This window comes from Ruegeria sp. BHSA163, assembly GCF_059613365.1.
Genome location: NZ_JBXWSJ010000015.1, coordinates 62,540 through 77,804, shown reverse-complemented (window position 1 = coordinate 77,804; position 15,265 = coordinate 62,540). Strand labels below are relative to the sequence as shown.

General features: G+C 51.8%; 12 protein-coding genes and 1 riboswitch. Of the genes, 7 read left to right on the top strand and 5 right to left on the bottom strand.

The window, feature by feature from the left end:
- The first annotated feature begins 73 nt into the window (after positions 1-73).
- Together AC2FNV_RS09305 and gntH are read left to right on the top strand one after the other, a co-directional pair.
- On the top strand, positions 74-490 hold the full coding sequence (locus tag AC2FNV_RS09305; RefSeq protein WP_170475764.1) for an OB-fold nucleic acid binding domain-containing protein: 417 nt from the start codon (positions 74-76) through the stop codon (positions 488-490).
- Positions 491-564: 74 nt separating this feature from the next.
- Positions 565-1,905, top strand: coding sequence for a guanitoxin biosynthesis MBL fold metallo-hydrolase GntH (gene gntH, locus AC2FNV_RS09300; RefSeq protein WP_170475762.1), 1,341 nt, complete (start codon positions 565-567; stop codon positions 1,903-1,905).
- Between the two features lie 209 nt (positions 1,906-2,114).
- Here gntH and AC2FNV_RS09295 read toward each other — a convergent pair whose 3' ends face one another.
- Positions 2,115-3,095, bottom strand: coding sequence for an asparaginase (locus tag AC2FNV_RS09295; RefSeq protein WP_170603799.1), 981 nt, complete (start codon positions 3,093-3,095; stop codon positions 2,115-2,117).
- 744 nt (positions 3,096-3,839) lie between these two features.
- Entirely contained in the window at positions 3,840-4,772 is a 933-nt protein-coding gene (locus tag AC2FNV_RS09290) for an alpha/beta hydrolase (protein WP_170603798.1), read from the bottom strand.
- A 134-nt stretch (positions 4,773-4,906) separates the two neighbouring features.
- A riboswitch (SAM riboswitch) is annotated at positions 4,907-4,984 on the top strand.
- 63 nt (positions 4,985-5,047) lie between these two features.
- On the opposite strand from AC2FNV_RS09290, the gene metZ reads away from it, so the two are divergent.
- Both metZ and folE2 read left to right on the top strand, forming a co-directional pair.
- The gene (gene metZ, locus AC2FNV_RS09285; protein WP_170603797.1) at positions 5,048-6,238 is read left to right on the top strand and encodes an O-succinylhomoserine sulfhydrylase; all 1,191 of its coding nucleotides are present in this window, start codon (positions 5,048-5,050) and stop codon (positions 6,236-6,238) included.
- Positions 6,239-6,424: 186 nt separating this feature from the next.
- Positions 6,425-7,528 carry a GTP cyclohydrolase FolE2 gene (folE2, locus tag AC2FNV_RS09280; RefSeq protein WP_170603796.1) on the top strand — a complete coding sequence of 368 codons (1,104 nt, stop codon included), beginning with the start codon at positions 6,425-6,427 and terminating at the stop codon, positions 7,526-7,528.
- A 266-nt stretch (positions 7,529-7,794) separates the two neighbouring features.
- Here folE2 and AC2FNV_RS09275 read toward each other — a convergent pair whose 3' ends face one another.
- Entirely contained in the window at positions 7,795-8,499 is a 705-nt protein-coding gene (locus tag AC2FNV_RS09275; RefSeq protein WP_170603795.1) for a hypothetical protein, read from the bottom strand.
- Between the two features lie 119 nt (positions 8,500-8,618).
- On the opposite strand from AC2FNV_RS09275, the gene AC2FNV_RS09270 reads away from it, so the two are divergent.
- Positions 8,619-10,067: a TrkH family potassium uptake protein gene (locus AC2FNV_RS09270; RefSeq protein ID WP_496773088.1), complete on the top strand. Its 1,449-nt coding sequence runs from the start codon at positions 8,619-8,621 to the stop codon at positions 10,065-10,067.
- On the top strand, positions 10,067-11,641 hold the full coding sequence (locus tag AC2FNV_RS09265) for a thiamine pyrophosphate-binding protein (protein ID WP_170610292.1): 1,575 nt from the start codon (positions 10,067-10,069) through the stop codon (positions 11,639-11,641). Before AC2FNV_RS09270 ends, AC2FNV_RS09265 begins: the two co-directional genes overlap by 1 nt.
- A 53-nt stretch (positions 11,642-11,694) precedes the next feature.
- On the opposite strand, the gene AC2FNV_RS09260 is transcribed toward AC2FNV_RS09265, so the two are convergent.
- Positions 11,695-13,425 carry a serine protease gene (locus AC2FNV_RS09260; RefSeq protein ID WP_170603793.1) on the bottom strand — a complete coding sequence of 577 codons (1,731 nt, stop codon included), beginning with the start codon at positions 13,423-13,425 and terminating at the stop codon, positions 11,695-11,697.
- 205 nt (positions 13,426-13,630) lie between these two features.
- Here AC2FNV_RS09260 and AC2FNV_RS09255 point away from each other — a divergent pair, with 205 nt between their 5' ends.
- Positions 13,631-14,560 (top strand): glycine--tRNA ligase subunit alpha, encoded by a 930-nt coding sequence (locus AC2FNV_RS09255; RefSeq protein WP_170475744.1) that lies wholly within the window; start codon positions 13,631-13,633, stop codon positions 14,558-14,560.
- Positions 14,561-14,568: 8 nt separating this feature from the next.
- On the opposite strand, the gene AC2FNV_RS09250 is transcribed toward AC2FNV_RS09255, so the two are convergent.
- Positions 14,569-15,201 (bottom strand): MarC family protein, encoded by a 633-nt coding sequence (locus tag AC2FNV_RS09250; protein WP_170603792.1) that lies wholly within the window; start codon positions 15,199-15,201, stop codon positions 14,569-14,571.
- Between the last annotated feature and the right edge of the window lie 64 nt (positions 15,202-15,265).

The following is a 15,265-nucleotide window of genomic DNA, read 5'->3' as shown; positions in this document are numbered from 1 at the left end:
CTCTTTCCAGCCTCATTTGCGACTCAGTACGCCGCGACTGGACTTTCCTTGCGTTTGTTCTATTTTTGTTCTCATGCTTGTTGTCCCCACTCGCCCCATAGTGTCAGATCGACACTGGCCACGCCCACCTGCGTGTTTACCCGCCCGTCAATTGGACGCGCCGCCAGAGGGCGCGCTTGTTACAGTGGCAGGGCTGGTGATCCTGCGGCAAAGGCCGGGGACGGCCAAGGGCGTGATCTTTGTCACACTTGAAGATGAAACCGGCATCGTAAACGTAGTGGTCTGGCGAAAGATCTATGAACGCTTCCGCCGGGCGGTAATTTCGGGACGCCTGTTACGGGTTACGGGCCGGATGCAGCGAGCACATTCGGTGACCCATGTGATCGCGGAAGAGATTGAGGATATCTCGGGAATGTTGGATGTGCTGGTGCAGGGAGAGGCGGGGGAAATACGCGACAAGAAGGAGCTTCGTCAAAACCCAAACATATGATAAAGTGTTAATAATACAGGCAAAACCAAAAGACAGTACCTAAAAAAACGCTATCTATCCGGGGAGATGACGATATGAGACACTTGGCCATCGGTACTGTTGCTGTAACTTTGGCAGTTGGCGTCGGAGTGGGGTCATGGATTGAGCGAGCCGACATTTCGGTCGGCCATGTGCTTAAAAACACTTTTGACGCGTTATCTCCTGGAATGGCGTTGGCAGATGAAACCGAACCGGAAATCTCGCCTATACAAGTACGAGACCGGCCGAGAGACGCATATTACCCCAATACAGAAGATCTGGACCCTAATGAGATGCGTGTTGTCGCATGCGGCACAGGCATGCCAACAACCCGAGCGGCGCAAGCCGCCGCGTGTTTTCTTGTAGAGCTTGGCAATGGCGACAAATTCTTCTTTGACATAGGTTCGGGTTCGTCCGAGCGAATATCCTCACTGCAGATTCCGTACAACTATCTAGACAAAGTCTTTGTTGGGCATCTTCACACAGACCATTTTGGTGCTTTGCACGAGCTTTTCATCGGTGGCGCGCTGATGGGGCGGAACAGACCGCTGCGTGTTTGGGGCCCAAGCGGATCGGTGCCTGAACTTGGAACGGCAGCGGCAACCGACAGTATGAAAGACATGTTGCTGTGGGACCTTAGCGCACGAGTCGGAGCAACCGACCCACGTGGCTATCAGATGGATGTGACCGAGTTTGATTACAAAGGCGAAAACGAAATAATTTACGAAGAGAATGGTGTTGTCGTGCGAAGCTTCCCGGCAATTCATGGAATTGACGGGGCAGTTAGTTTTTCGCTCGAATGGAATGATCTCAAGTTTGTATACAGTTCAGATACTTATCCGAACAAGTGGTTCATCGAATATGCCAAGGACGCCGATATCGCAATTCATGAGTGCTTCATCGCGGTTCCTGACATTGTCGGTAAGTTAGGTTTCACACCGGAGTCTGCGCTTGAGGTTGGAACACAGATTCATACAGCACCTGAAGCATTCGGAAAGGTGATGTCTGAAATCCAGCCCAGAATCGCTGTCGCGTATCACTTCTTTAATGACTTCGACACCGCAGGAGGCGTAGAAGAGCGTATTCGCACGACCTATGACGGGCCGCTAAGTTTAGCCGAAGATTTCATGGTCTGGAATGTTACCAAGGACGATATCCGCGTGCGAATGGCTGTAACCGAGGAACACACCTGGTCGCCACCACTTTCCGAACCACCAATTCCACCAGGAGAAAATGACCGACAGACCTTTGCCGAGAAACAGGGAATACCAGTTGAGTCGGTTGGGTTTTCGGATTTTATCGAAGGTGGGAAGTGGGATGTAGACGACGCGCTGCGGCCGATATACGAACAAGCCAGCGAAGCATTGGGCAGAGACTTTCCATATCCCGGCGATTAATCAGTTTTATCACTTTGTGGAATGGTTAGGGGCTGCTCTGGTAGTTGTTCGGCCAAAATTCAATCGAATTGGCGTTTGAACACGCTGTTTGTTATGAAAATTGGTGACATCGGTCGAGATGCCACCATTTCAACGAAATTACTTGCGTCTGTTTGCCTATTTAAACGCGAACAAGGGGTCGTGGTCCATCGTTCTATCGCCTAGCGCACTCAGGCATATCTTGAAAACAACATGTCAATTTCAGAAAGGTTGAACTCATTCATAATGCAAGCAGCCAAAAGCACACGTGATTTTGCGGGATTGAGACAACGTGAACCAATCAATCCAGCAACCGCATTTTGCGATAGTGCAGCAGTAGGGCCAATGGTGGCCCTCGACGACATAACGATCGGGATACCTGCTTCCCTGGCTTGGTTCAGTTCTCTTCTTTGTTCTGGTGTTGCGTATCCGGGAGCGAGCCCGGCAACAACGATTCCTGCCGCACCACTAGCAAGCGCTGCACGTATCTGCGCTCCGTCAGCCCCAGCATATGACATGACGATTTCAACGCGAGGCCATTCTGCGCCGCTTCTCCATTCCAGTGCTGGATGTCTTGGCGGAGAAGTTCTACGAAAGACTAACGACGCCCCTTCGACCCTACCGACCTCCCCCGCAGGTTCAGACTGAAACGCATTCAATCCAAAATTACTAATCTTAGTGACGTCAGCAGCTGTATGGATGCCGCCGTCGATGACGACAAGAACGCCGCGGCCACGAGCGTCTATGGTGGAGGCGACTTTCAGGGCGCTCCAGAAATTGTATGCGACATCGGACGAAAGCGTTCCGTTCGGACGCTGCGCCCCGGTAAAAACAATGGGAACGTCCGCGCTCGAGAAAAGATCAATAGCGAACGCCGTCTCTTCTAAAGTCCCAGTCCCGTGGGTTATTACGATGCCGTCGATCTGGTTTTGAACACCGGAAATTTCTGCCAGCAACCTACCCCAAAACGGTGGACCATTTTCTGTACTGGAAACAGGGTCAAAGTCACTGAACGTTAGGTTGAAATCAGTTTTCTCATCCACGATTAACGATAGCAATTCTTTGCTGTTAACGCGCTTCCCAGACAAAGGGTAACTCAAGTAGTCGATTGTTGTCGCGCCAACAGACGAAATTGTTCCGCCTGTTCCGATAACGTGACCCTTTGGTAACATAGAGAAATGCTCTCACTAGGTTGATAATCCAGAATTGCCAACATCGAAGGAATGACAGTTCTATTAAGGTGGTTGAAGAAATTTGAAATCGTTAGTTTTCGCTACCGCTAAAACAAGATCTCTCGCGCCTGTTTGCTCCTTTGATTGGCACGTACTTCGAAATGTATTGTAGAAATAGTTGCTTTCCTCCCCTCAGGCTTGACCGACTCCAGAACGACATATCAGCAATAAAGAAAATGCTACCAGCGACGACCTCATTTTGAGCCAATCGACGGTAAAGCGGGCCGTATAACCCCGAGACTTCTGCCCTGTCGCGAAGTTTGGTGTATGGCAAATGCCGTGGCATATCGAGTTGAGGGGCTTATTTCTAGAAACGGTACACTCGGGCGATCATTAGGCAGTCACTACCCGACTGCCGCGTTATTACTCCTCGAATACAACTTTCTTACGCTGTGTTTCGCTAAAAGGCCGACCGCACTTGCAGGCCAGGTACATTTAAGTCGCGCCGCTCTCAAAGGCCGAAATCGTAGTACCATCCTGACCGTCGGGATAGACAATTTTAGGTATCCAATTGATTGGGATGACATTTGGAGTTTTGGGTCGGTTAGTTCACCTTTGCCGGTATTGATCAGATGGATTTGATAAAGAAATTCCATTTCTTCCAGTGCGAAGGATGTTTTCCAATCTTTCGGCGTGACCCAGAAGTACAGGTCGATCACGCCATTTCCCCAAATACTGAGATCATCAGGCTTTCTGTGCACACGGCAGGAGCTTTTGCGGTCGAGGCAGCGCAAAAAGCCGGGACCAACGTCTTTGATGATACGACGGCAGACCGGCACGCAAGTTTCCCAGACTTATTCGTTCAGGATTGCGTAGTAGTGCATTGTATAAGCGCAACAAACCGGGCCGTGTGTAGCTGGACCAATGGCAGATTCGGCGCTGTGGAGCCGCGACAGGCAAAGCAAGATTGGACAAATGATCAAGGGTGGCTGGGCAATCGATCTGCAGGGTCACGGCGTTTTTCGCCTGTATCCCCGAACCAATACTCCGGTCGCCGAGGGTAGGAGGTTGAATAATTCGTTCGTATAGAAAATCGAACAGGTCGTTTTCCCTACTAGTGATGTTTATCAACTCTGCTTGATGACCGGCTGGAGTGAGCAAGGCCCGTAAGGTGCGAGACCGATATGCCGCGCCTGTCATGGAGATTATTCGACGAATTGCTCCGGGTTGGATGTGATGCAAAGCTTCGAGCGCGAGTTCCACGCCCATTGAATGACCAATAAAATGAATCGGTCTGTCGTGGTGGCAATGGTGCAATTCGTTGATGACTTTAGCAAGAACACGCCCTGCTGCTAATGCACGGCTACGTGTTTTCCAAAGTGGTCCGCTGGCATCCCAGCCAAAAGCAAGAGCCAATCCTTCATTTTCGAACCCCGCACCGAACCCAAGCTGTTGTGGCCAACTGGGACAGCTATCGCCCTGCATCCGTGGCTGCAGAGAAAGAATGTGGCGGTGCGGGCAGGTTTTGCGATTGTAAGGTTGATACTTGAAACCGTGGGTCATGATGATGACAGGCCCGGGAATATTGCGCAGCTGCCGTAATACGCGGGTTGTCGATTTCGGGCTGCAGTGCAACTGGGCTTGGCCATTTACGGCATTGATCCTGATAACTGGCATTGTCGTGCCTCACACAAGATGTTGTGGTGCTCGTTTTTCACAACACCATGACGTTTAGATGAAGGCACGGTTACAGAACCGTGACGAAACCGCGCGAAAGCTTGACGACAACTGTGCTGAGGCGTATGGGCAACAGGGTACTACGTGGCGATTTGTTACCGGATTGCGGGCCACGTTAAACAACGCCGCTAAAAGGTCAGGATGAAAGACCCCTTTCGCTTGGCCGCGTCTGGGGTTTTTTGTTTGCCTCACGAATAGAGGCTGAAAGGAATGACATGAGCCAAAGCTGGAACAAACGCACGCAAGCCGTCCATGGCGGAACTAGGCGCAGCCAATATAATGAGGTCAGCGAAGCGATCTTTCTGACCCAAGGATTTGTCTATGAAACGGCCGAACAGGCCGAAGCCCGCTTTTTGGAGTGCGGCCCTGATGAGTTCATATACGCGCGGTATGGCAACCCTACGGTTTCAATGTTCGAAAAACGCATCGCCGCTTTGGAGGGCGCCGAGGATGCATTTGCTACGGCCTCGGGGATGGCGGCGGTGAATGGGGCGCTTGTTTCAATGTTGAAAGCAGGTGATCACGTTGTTTCGGCTAGGGCCTTGTTCGGTTCTTGTCTATACATTCTGGAAAATATTCTGACCCGGTACGGTGTAGAAGTGACTTTCGTCGACGGTACGGATTTGGATCAGTGGAAATCAGCCATTCGCCAAAACACCAAGGCTGTTTTCTTTGAATCAATGTCGAACCCCACGCTGGAAATCATTGATATAGAAGCAGTTTCAAAGCTGGCTCATGCGGTCGGTGCGCAGGTTATTGTGGACAATGTGTTTTCGACCCCGGTGTTTTCCCGCGCAATTGAACAGGGCGCTGACGTAGTTGTGTATTCTGCGACCAAGCACATCGATGGGCAGGGCCGTGCTCTGGGTGGCGTGATCATTGGATCGGAAGAATTCATTCGGGGCACCGTTGAGCCATATCTCAAACATACAGGTGGGGCGCTTAGTCCATTCAATGCGTGGGTCATGCTAAAGGGCTTAGAAACGATTTCTTTGCGAGTGAATGCACAGGCCGAGACTGCGATGGCCATTGCCGAGACATTCGAAAACCATCCGGCCCTAGAGCAAATGATGTACCCGGGATTGAAAAGCCATGCTCAGAACGCTTTGGTTCAGTCTCAGCTTGGTGGTAAGGGTGGGACAGTTCTATCGATGGATATCAAAGGCGGCAAAGGGGCAGCGTTTGCGTTTTTAAATACCCTTGCAATCCCAGTCATTTCGAACAACCTGGGTGATGCGAAATCGATAGCGACCCATCCAGCAACCACAACGCATCAACGTCTGAGCGAAGCTCAAAAAGACGAACTGGGTATCACACCCGGGCTTATTAGGTATTCGGTTGGCTTGGAAGATTCGGCTGATTTAATTGCAGATATTGAGCGTGCACTCGACGTGTCCCAAAAATAAGATTGGATCCGCTAAATGGCCCTGGCTGTTCGGCGGGTCGCAAAAATGGTAGGGTACCGTTGAAAATAATAGTCGATCTAACGCAAGTTTTTCCGATCCGATTAGGTGGCTTATGCGTATCGAAGTGGACTGGCATAAGAACTGAAACCGCTTATATTCCAGCGGCGAGACAAGGATACCCTGCCTATGAACGTGCATCCCCGTGAACTTGACGAGACACCTGACCGTGACGAAGCGGAAGCTGCGCTAAAAGTGTTGCGCAAGTGGGCAGTTAAAGCGTCGGACACCGAAATCAGTCAGCTGGACCCTGCTGTTTCACGTCTGATCCCGGGGCTTTCTCCGGTAAATTACCCAGATCTCTCAAGAAATTACCCGGAAGAGTTCAACATAGATGAAGTTTACAAGGCTTCTTTGCCTGACTTGCAGAACGGGCCATCAAGCCTGATCCGCGGTGCAAAGCAGCAAATCCAGCACGTTGGAATTTCGAATTTCCGCCTACCGATTCGATTTCACCGAAAACATGGGGATGATCTAACGCTCGAGACATCTGTCACAGGGTCAGTCAGCCTTGAAGCTGAAAAAAAGGGAATAAACATGTCCCGTATCATGCGTTCTTTTTATAAGCACGCAGAGCGGACCTTCAGCTTTGAAGTAATGGAAGCAGCGCTCAATGATTACATGACCGATTTGGACAGTATGGACGCTCGAATTCAGATGCGGTTTTCCTATCCTGACCAAGTGGCAAGCCTACGGTCAGGCCTGATGGGTTATCAGTATTATGATATCGCCCTGGAACTGATTGAAACGGGCGGCCAACGCCTAAAGATCATGCACCTCGACTATGTATACTCATCGACGTGCCCGTGTTCGCTGGAACTGAGCGAACATGCGCGGTCGACACGTGGTCAATTGGCCACTCCACATTCTCAACGATCTGTCGCGCGAATTTCAGTTGTAGTTGATTGCGACGCAGATTGCTTATGGTTCGAAGATTTGATTGCCTTGTGCCGCCGCGCCGTGCCGACAGAAACGCAAGTAATGGTCAAGCGAGAAGACGAACAGGCATTCGCAGAATTGAATGCTGCCAATCCAATTTTCGTTGAGGATGCGGTAAGGCTGTTCTGTGCCGAATTGCAGGCTGACCACCACGTCGGAGATTTTCGTGTTATCGCAAGTCACCAAGAAAGCCTTCATAGCCATGACGCGATATCGATTCTGACTGAAGGTCCAACCTTCGAATCGGTCAGTGTGGACCCTCGCTTGTTCATGACTCTCTTTCATGTTGGTTAACATCTACGCAGAACCTTTTGTGATCTGGTTGTAATTTCCGCATTTGGCGTTTTTTTGCCGCAGTGCAGCAAGAATTGCTGCATATGCTGCGACATTGGCGTAAAAGAAACGACGAAAGCAGTTGCTGCGCCGTTGCAAATAGTCCGAGTGAAAAGACTCACGACGAAATTCTGAGGTGCAGCCTTAGAGGAAACCGGTACGTGAATGGCCTTGGACCGCGACTCTGCGTATCAGCCCGATCAATCCGGGCAGCAGAAGTCTTTTCTCTAATTGCTCGCTTCACATTTTTCACAGGAGAGACTCGCAATGAATCCTATTTCCCAACCGCTTGAGTTCCAGGCTGCCGCGTTCCGGGTCGCGGGATATGCAATGGTAAGCCACTTGAAGATCATGCAGATTATGGCGCGTTCCGCTTTTGATCTGCCTATGGCGCCTGTGCATGCGTTGCATGCTGCTTCGTCGACTTCTGGGTCGGTAAAACCAAAACCGACACCACAAAAAGCTACTTCCAAACCGAAGCCTGCAACTGTCAGAGCTAAGGTAAACCCATCAAAACAAGTCAAACAAACAATGGCTTCTAAACCGAAGTTAGCAGCTAGTCCCAAACCAAAAGCTGAGTTGAGCATTAGAAAATCTGCAGTTAAGGAAACACCAAAGGCTGCTCCACCCGCGAACAAGACCAAAGCGGCGACAGCGACTAAACGATCATCGGTTGCCAAACTTGAGACTGTCCCGCCCAAACCTGTGCAGGCGGCTAACAAACCAAAGACAAAGGCTGTCTCTCCGACGGTCAAAGCAGTTTCAGGAGACAAATCCGCATCGGCAAAACCAGCCACTGCTAAGCGAGTGCCTGCGGCCTCAAAACCTGTGTTCACGACCACTAAGCAAGCGACCCCGGCATCAGTTTCCAAGCCATCGACGCCAAAATCTGTTGAGTCATCCAAATCTGAAGAGGCGCATAAAACCGCCATGCGGAGGACGCGGGCTCCTTCCAAACCACCTGCAATGCCAGCAAAAACGGCTAAATCGGACGACTAATCCGATATCACCCGCTTGACACCGTCGGGTAGGCACGCCAACCCTGCGCGTGATGATGGACTTTCGCCCGGTCGGATATGTGATTGGCCTGCTGGTCGCCATTCTAGGGGCGACCATGCTGTTGCCTATGCTTGCGGACCTGATCGAGGGTCGAGGGGAATGGCACGTTTTCTTTGAAAGCGCAGTCATCACTATGCTGACGGGTGTCATTCTCGCAGTAAGTTGCTCAAATGGCGTAGGCGAAGGGTTGACCATTCGACAAACGTTTCTGTTGACCACAGGCGTTTGGGTCGCGCTGCCAGTTTTTGGTGCCATACCGTTTCTGTTTGGTGAAACAGAGTTTCGTTTCGTTGACGCCTATTTTGAGGCGATGTCTGGTTTGACCACAACCGGTTCAACCGTGATCTCGGGGCTGGAAAACATGCCAAGAGGCTTGTTGTTATGGCGTGGTCTTCTTCAGTGGTTGGGCGGTATCGGTATCATCGTTGTAGCAATGGTTTTCTTGCCCGAACTGCGTGTGGGTGGAATGCAGATCTTCCGGTCGGAAGGTTTTGAAACAATGGGGAAAATCCTACCGCGTGCGCAAGAGATCGCAGGCCAGATATCCATGATATACGTGTCACTGACGGTGGTGTGTGCCTTGGTATATGCCGGACTCGGGATGAATTTTTTCGACGCAACGGTACACGCAATGACGACGATCGCCACTGGCGGGTTTTCGAATTATGACAGCTCCTTTGCAGTGTTTTCAGGGGCAACGGAATACGCGGCGGCGATCTTTATGATCCTCGCAGCGTTACCATTTGTGCGCTATGTGCAACTGGCAAACGGTCATACGACGTCGCTGTTTGAGGATAGTCAGGTTCGAGGGTTCTTGGTGACCGTTTTCGCACTCGTTCTTATCATGACGGTATTTCTGACATCGGTGTTTCCGCATCATTGGGAACAAGCGCTACGTGAGTCCCTGTTCAATATAACGTCGATCATTTCAGGGACGGGCTATGCCAGTGTCGACTACATGGGGTGGGGTAGTTTTCCTGTTATGTTGTTTTTTCTCATCGGGCTAATCGGAGGCTGCGCCGGTTCAACCGCCTGTTCGATCAAGATATTCCGCTACCAGTTGTTGATCGCGTCGATCAAAACCCAAATCAACCGGATCAGGACACCGCATGGTGTTTTCATGCCTACTTATGACGGGCGTCCGATCAGCCGCGATGTTCTGACATCTGTCATGAGCTTTTTCATGTTTTTCGTTCTTTCGCTGGGGGTTCTGTCTTGGGCCCTCGCGTTGACGGGGCTGGATTTCATTACTTCGGTGTCGGGCGCTGCAACTGCGTTGGCAAATGTTGGTCCCGGGCTGGGCGACCAGATAGGTCCAGCTGGGAACTTTGCTGGTTTAAACGACACGGCCAAGTGGCTGCTGACCATTGGTATGTTGGTTGGACGTCTGGAGTTGCTGGCCGTCTACGCAATCTTTACCGTCCAGTTCTGGAGAAGATAATGAAAAGACCCCTGGGCGCGCAAATCTCGCACGCACTGAAAGACCGTGGCGTAGACGTCATCTTTGGTATTCCCGGTGTCCACAATCAGGAAATGTACCGAGGGATTGAAGAAGCCGGGATCAAGCACGTACTGGCCCGCCATGAGCAGGGGGCAGGCTTTATGGCTGATGGCTATGCACGCGCGACTGGAAACCCCGGCGTGGCTTATGTCATTACTGGTCCGGGTTTATGCAATATCATGACACCAATTGGTCAAGCATACAGCGACTCGGTTCCGATGCTGGTGATCTCGTCCTGCCTTGACGAAACGCAATTGCAACGCGGGCAACTGCACCAAATGAAGGATCAACGCGGTGCGGCAGAAACGGTCGCAGATTGGTCCTGTCAGGCGAATGACGCAAAAGCTGCCTATGGCTTAATTGAGAGGGCTTTTGAGGAATTCGAACTTTCTCGTCCCCGGCCAAAACACATTCAGGTCCCGATTGCCCGGCTTGAAGCCGAGGCCGACCCACCGCCGTTTCCCAACCAGCCGGGATTGCATACAAAGGCTCTGCCGCCTGATATCGCACCAGTTCTGTCGCTGTTGAATATCTCGCGGCGGCCTTTGTTCATTCTGGGCGGCGGAGCGCGTTCGAACCTTTGGCGGCAAATTCTCACGCAATTGGGTGCTGCATGCTTCACCACTTATGCCGGACGCGGAATGGCCGGCTCGGGCTATGCGTTGGATTTTGGGGCGATGCTGCCTCGGCCTGGTAGCGCCGAAATTATCGCTTCAGCAGATCTTGTTGTTGCTGTAGGTGCGGAATTGGCGGAAGTGGACCTGTGGAGAACCCACTTGGGAAACTCTACCCATCTTGTCCGGATCGATCTGGATCCTGAGGTGCTTGCCGATCGACATCGGGCATCAGTCAAGCTTCAGGCGGATGGCGAGAGTTTCGCGCAGGCTTTGTGGGCAGTTGCAGAGCAGGTCAAACCCGCAACTGGCTGGACGTCCCGTGAGGTTGCAGAAGTGCGTACCCGTTGGCGTAGAGAAGTTGATGCTGAACGGCCGGGCATTGTCCCGGTGGTGGATGCGTTGCGTGCTGCAATACCGGCAGACACAATGATCTATTCCGACATGACCCAGTTTGCTTATGTTGCCAAAGAGGTATGGGACATGGCTTATCCATACCACTGGCATCATCCCACTGGTTTTGGCACTTTGGGTTATGCTTTGCCAGCGGGCATAGGCGGGGCAGTCGCCAGAAGCGGTAAACCAACCGCTGTAATCGCGGGAGATTACGGATTTCAATATACTTTGCAGGAACTGGGAACCGCCGTCGAGCTGGGTCTGTCGTTACCGATTATCGTTTGGGACAACGGCAAATTGAAAGAAATCGAAGATAGTATGGTTCGGGGGCAGATTGCGCCCAATGCTGTGGTCGCGGGTAATCCAGATTTCTGCAAGCTTGCAGAGGCGTTTGGGGCTCGGTCTGCTGAACCTGAAAGCTTGCGGAATATGCAGGCGGCTGTACGCGATGCGTTCGATGCTCCTGTTCCAACATTGATCCGTGTTAAAACGGATATTCTTTAGCGGGTGATTAGTTCAGGCGCCGCCATTGGGCAGCGCCACTTTACGATTTGGCTTCAATCCCAGCAGTGGATCAAAACGGTCATGCCGTTTGCGCGGCGGCTAAGCTCTCCAGGTGATATTTGCCCGGTGTTTTGACCGGGCTGTCCTGCGACACCGGCCTTTGCAAGAACTTCCGTGAGGCGTTCAACGTTGGCCGCCAAACTAACACTCTGTGGCAGTGTTCGATCGCTGGATGGAGACGGCATAAGCATTCCGACAACATTTCCACTATCGTCGAATACGGGTCCCCCGGCGTCGCCCGGAAGTGCTGAAAGGTCCAGACGCTTGACGCCTTCTTCTCCGTTCAGGCCTCGTATGTCGGCAATTTGTCCAAAAGTCAGCGTTGGTGCACCCAATGCGCCCTCATAAGAGAAACCGGAAACCGCCACGTTCGATTGAATACGAGGCTTGGACGGGTTGAGTTCGGCGACGCTGATAGGGGCCAGTGTTTGTGTTGGTCGCAGAACTGCGACGCCCAAGTCGGTGTCGGACCAAGCGACTTGAACGTTTTGATCACCCTCCAGAGTTATACGTGAGCAACCGGCCGCGACCTCAGACACGGTCAAGATCGAACCATTAGGGTCAGCAAAAAAACCTGATCTAGAAAGGCGGGGCTTGCGGATTCGCAGGCCTGAAACCAGGTCAATACTTTGTTCTGCTTCCGCACCTGCACCGTCATCCAGAACAGCGTTGGTGACGTTAAAGCTGTTTCGAATTGCGGCTAAAACCCGCACGCGTCTGGCGTCATCGCCTTCGGGCCAAATCAGCGTAAAACCCTTGATATTGCCGTTTTCCAACGTCGCCTGGGTATAAGAGATTATTCCTTTTCCGCGTCCTTCGATCGAAAAGCTGTTGCCGCGCAACTCGCGAGGTCCACCAAGTGGCACGATCTCAAGAGACTGCATTACGTCATACAAGGCCCTCAGGGTGGCTGGGGTACCTTTCTGGCTTATTAACATTGCCTTGGCATTAAGATCCGAGGCCGGTTTGAAATGGACAAAGGGTGCCTGGTATCGGTCGAACGCCATAACGTTCAGAGGTAGGTCCAGCTCGATTCCTGCGCGCGCGTCCGTGTATTTGCCCATTCCGACGCTATCCAACGGCGCGTTGTATGCATCCATTAGAGCCTTTCGTTGAAGGGTGGTCAGAACGCCCGTAGGTTCGTAACCATTGAACCTTTGCCATTCTTGCATAGAACGCCGCGTGCCAACTCCAAACGCACCATCGATGGTGGCGTTGTAAAAACCGGACGCTTGCAGCGCCATCTGCAGGTCTTTGCGCTCTTGTTCAGTCAGAAGACGCTCTCCTCTAAGGGCTTGCGATCTGGTCTCCTGTGAAGGCTGAAGCGTTGCGTTTTCCTGTATTCGTTCACTTGGCTCAACGGGCGTTGCAACAGTTCCACGGTTCAGTACGTTTGCGCCAATCGGCCAAAACTGCTGAGCAAACGAATTCGAAACTGCGATGTAGCTGTCTGCGGGAATTTGACCTTCCGCTCGGTAGACACTTAAAACTTGCTCGGCGTCAGATCGTAAATACGGCCCAATCACAATAGCATACCAGCCACTATTGAGGCGAAATCCGTTCACGTCAGGCAAAGAGCGGGAGTAGACTTGAGCCCTTTCCTGCGCGTCGCGCAAGGATGGCTGTGCCTCCACTTGCACCCAAACACCCAAATCCTGCTGGGCATTTGCTGCCCGCAGTCCAAAAAGCAAAACCAAAAATATTGCCGAAACTATTCGTGTCATCTTCTGCCCGTTTTGCTGCCTTTGATTTGGACGCCAGACTATGCGATTCCCAATGGTAAACGCCATGCCTCTATTGAGGGGAAATTTCAATGTGGCGGCACAGTGACATCCTGAGGTTATTGGACCGTTGACGCCCCTTTACCCCTTGCATAGGAAAGGCGAAACATACCTGAACTAGGCGCGTAGGCGCCAAAAAAGGAAGTCCATGACTGAACCGTCCAGCGCACCACGTTCATTTCAAGAAATAATTCTGCGGCTGCAGACCTATTGGGCGTCCAAAGGCTGTGCTATTTTGCAACCTTACGACATGGAAGTTGGGGCAGGGACATTCCACCCCGCGACTACCTTGCGTGCATTGGGTTCAAAGGCATGGGCGGCTGCGTATGTTCAACCCTCCAGACGCCCGACCGACGGGCGTTACGGCGAGAACCCAAACCGTCTGCAGCACTACTATCAGTACCAAGTTTTGATTAAACCCAGCCCTCCGGACCTGCAGGATCTTTACCTTGGCTCATTGCAGGCGATTGGTATTGATATGGAATTGCACGACATCCGTTTTGTCGAAGATGATTGGGAAAGTCCCACTCTGGGCGCCTGGGGCCTTGGTTGGGAGGTTTGGTGTGACGGTATGGAAGTCAGCCAATTCACTTATTTCCAGCAAGTTGGAGGCCACGACTGCGCACCCGTCTCGGGCGAATTGACTTATGGACTCGAAAGGCTTGCGATGTATGTGCTTGGTATTGACCACGTGATGGATATGCCTTTTAACGACCCGCAGTCGCCTAGCCCGTTGACTTACGGCGAAATTTTCAAGCAAACAGAAGAAGAATATGCCCGCTGGAACTTCGACGTGGCTAACACCGATGTTCTGTTGCGCCAATTTGAAGAGGCCGAGGCCGAATGTGCGGCCATTTTGGCGCAGGAGCATAAAGACCCCAAGACTGGAAAGCGCATTATCATGGCGCATCCCGCCTATGATCAATGCATCAAGGCCAGCCACATCTTCAATCTGCTGGACGCGCGCGGTGTCATCTCGGTGACGGAACGGCAGGCGTATATTGGCCGAGTACGTGCATTGGCCAAACAATGCGCAGATGCTTTTGTCATGACAGAGGCCGCCGGGCACGCCGTCTAATGCGCCAGTCAAGCCAATCCAGGCAACAATACTTTGAGACCCGCGGCGATCATTCCAATGGCAATAGCCGACAGGATCATCCCCATGAAACGGCTCATTATCACCCGGGCATGTACCGAAAGATGTTTGGCAAGCGTCGACGCGTTCCAGAACGTCACAAAAAGCAAAAGAAGAACAATCAGGAAAACGCTTGCATAAACAATAATATCTGTCGCATTTTTGATGTGATGTGCGTACAGGATCAAGGTTGTAATCGTTCCCGGCCCAACCAAAATAGGAAAGGCCAGCGGATAGAAAGCCACGGTTTCCGGCTCAGGGTAGGATTGCCTTTCACCTTCTGTTCCGTGGTGCGAGGTACTCTGGGTTCCATTCAGCATATTCAGGCCAATCATAAGGACGACCAATCCCCCTGCGACACGCAGATCATCCACACTGATCCCGAACAGGCCGAGCGCCTGATTACCGATGGCGGCAAATGTTCCGCCAAGGACAAGGCAACAGGTAATTGTTTTTATAGCGACTTTCCGTTGCTCGGCCGGTTGCAGGCCATCGGTCACACTCAGATACACAGGCAAATTGGTGACCGGGTTCATAATCGCAAACAGCGCGCCGAAAAATCCGACGGCAAGGGTTGTATCCATTCCTATAATCTCGTGTGGCCCTGTTCTGGAACGAAACCTGTCCTATTTTCAGCATTCTGGAAAG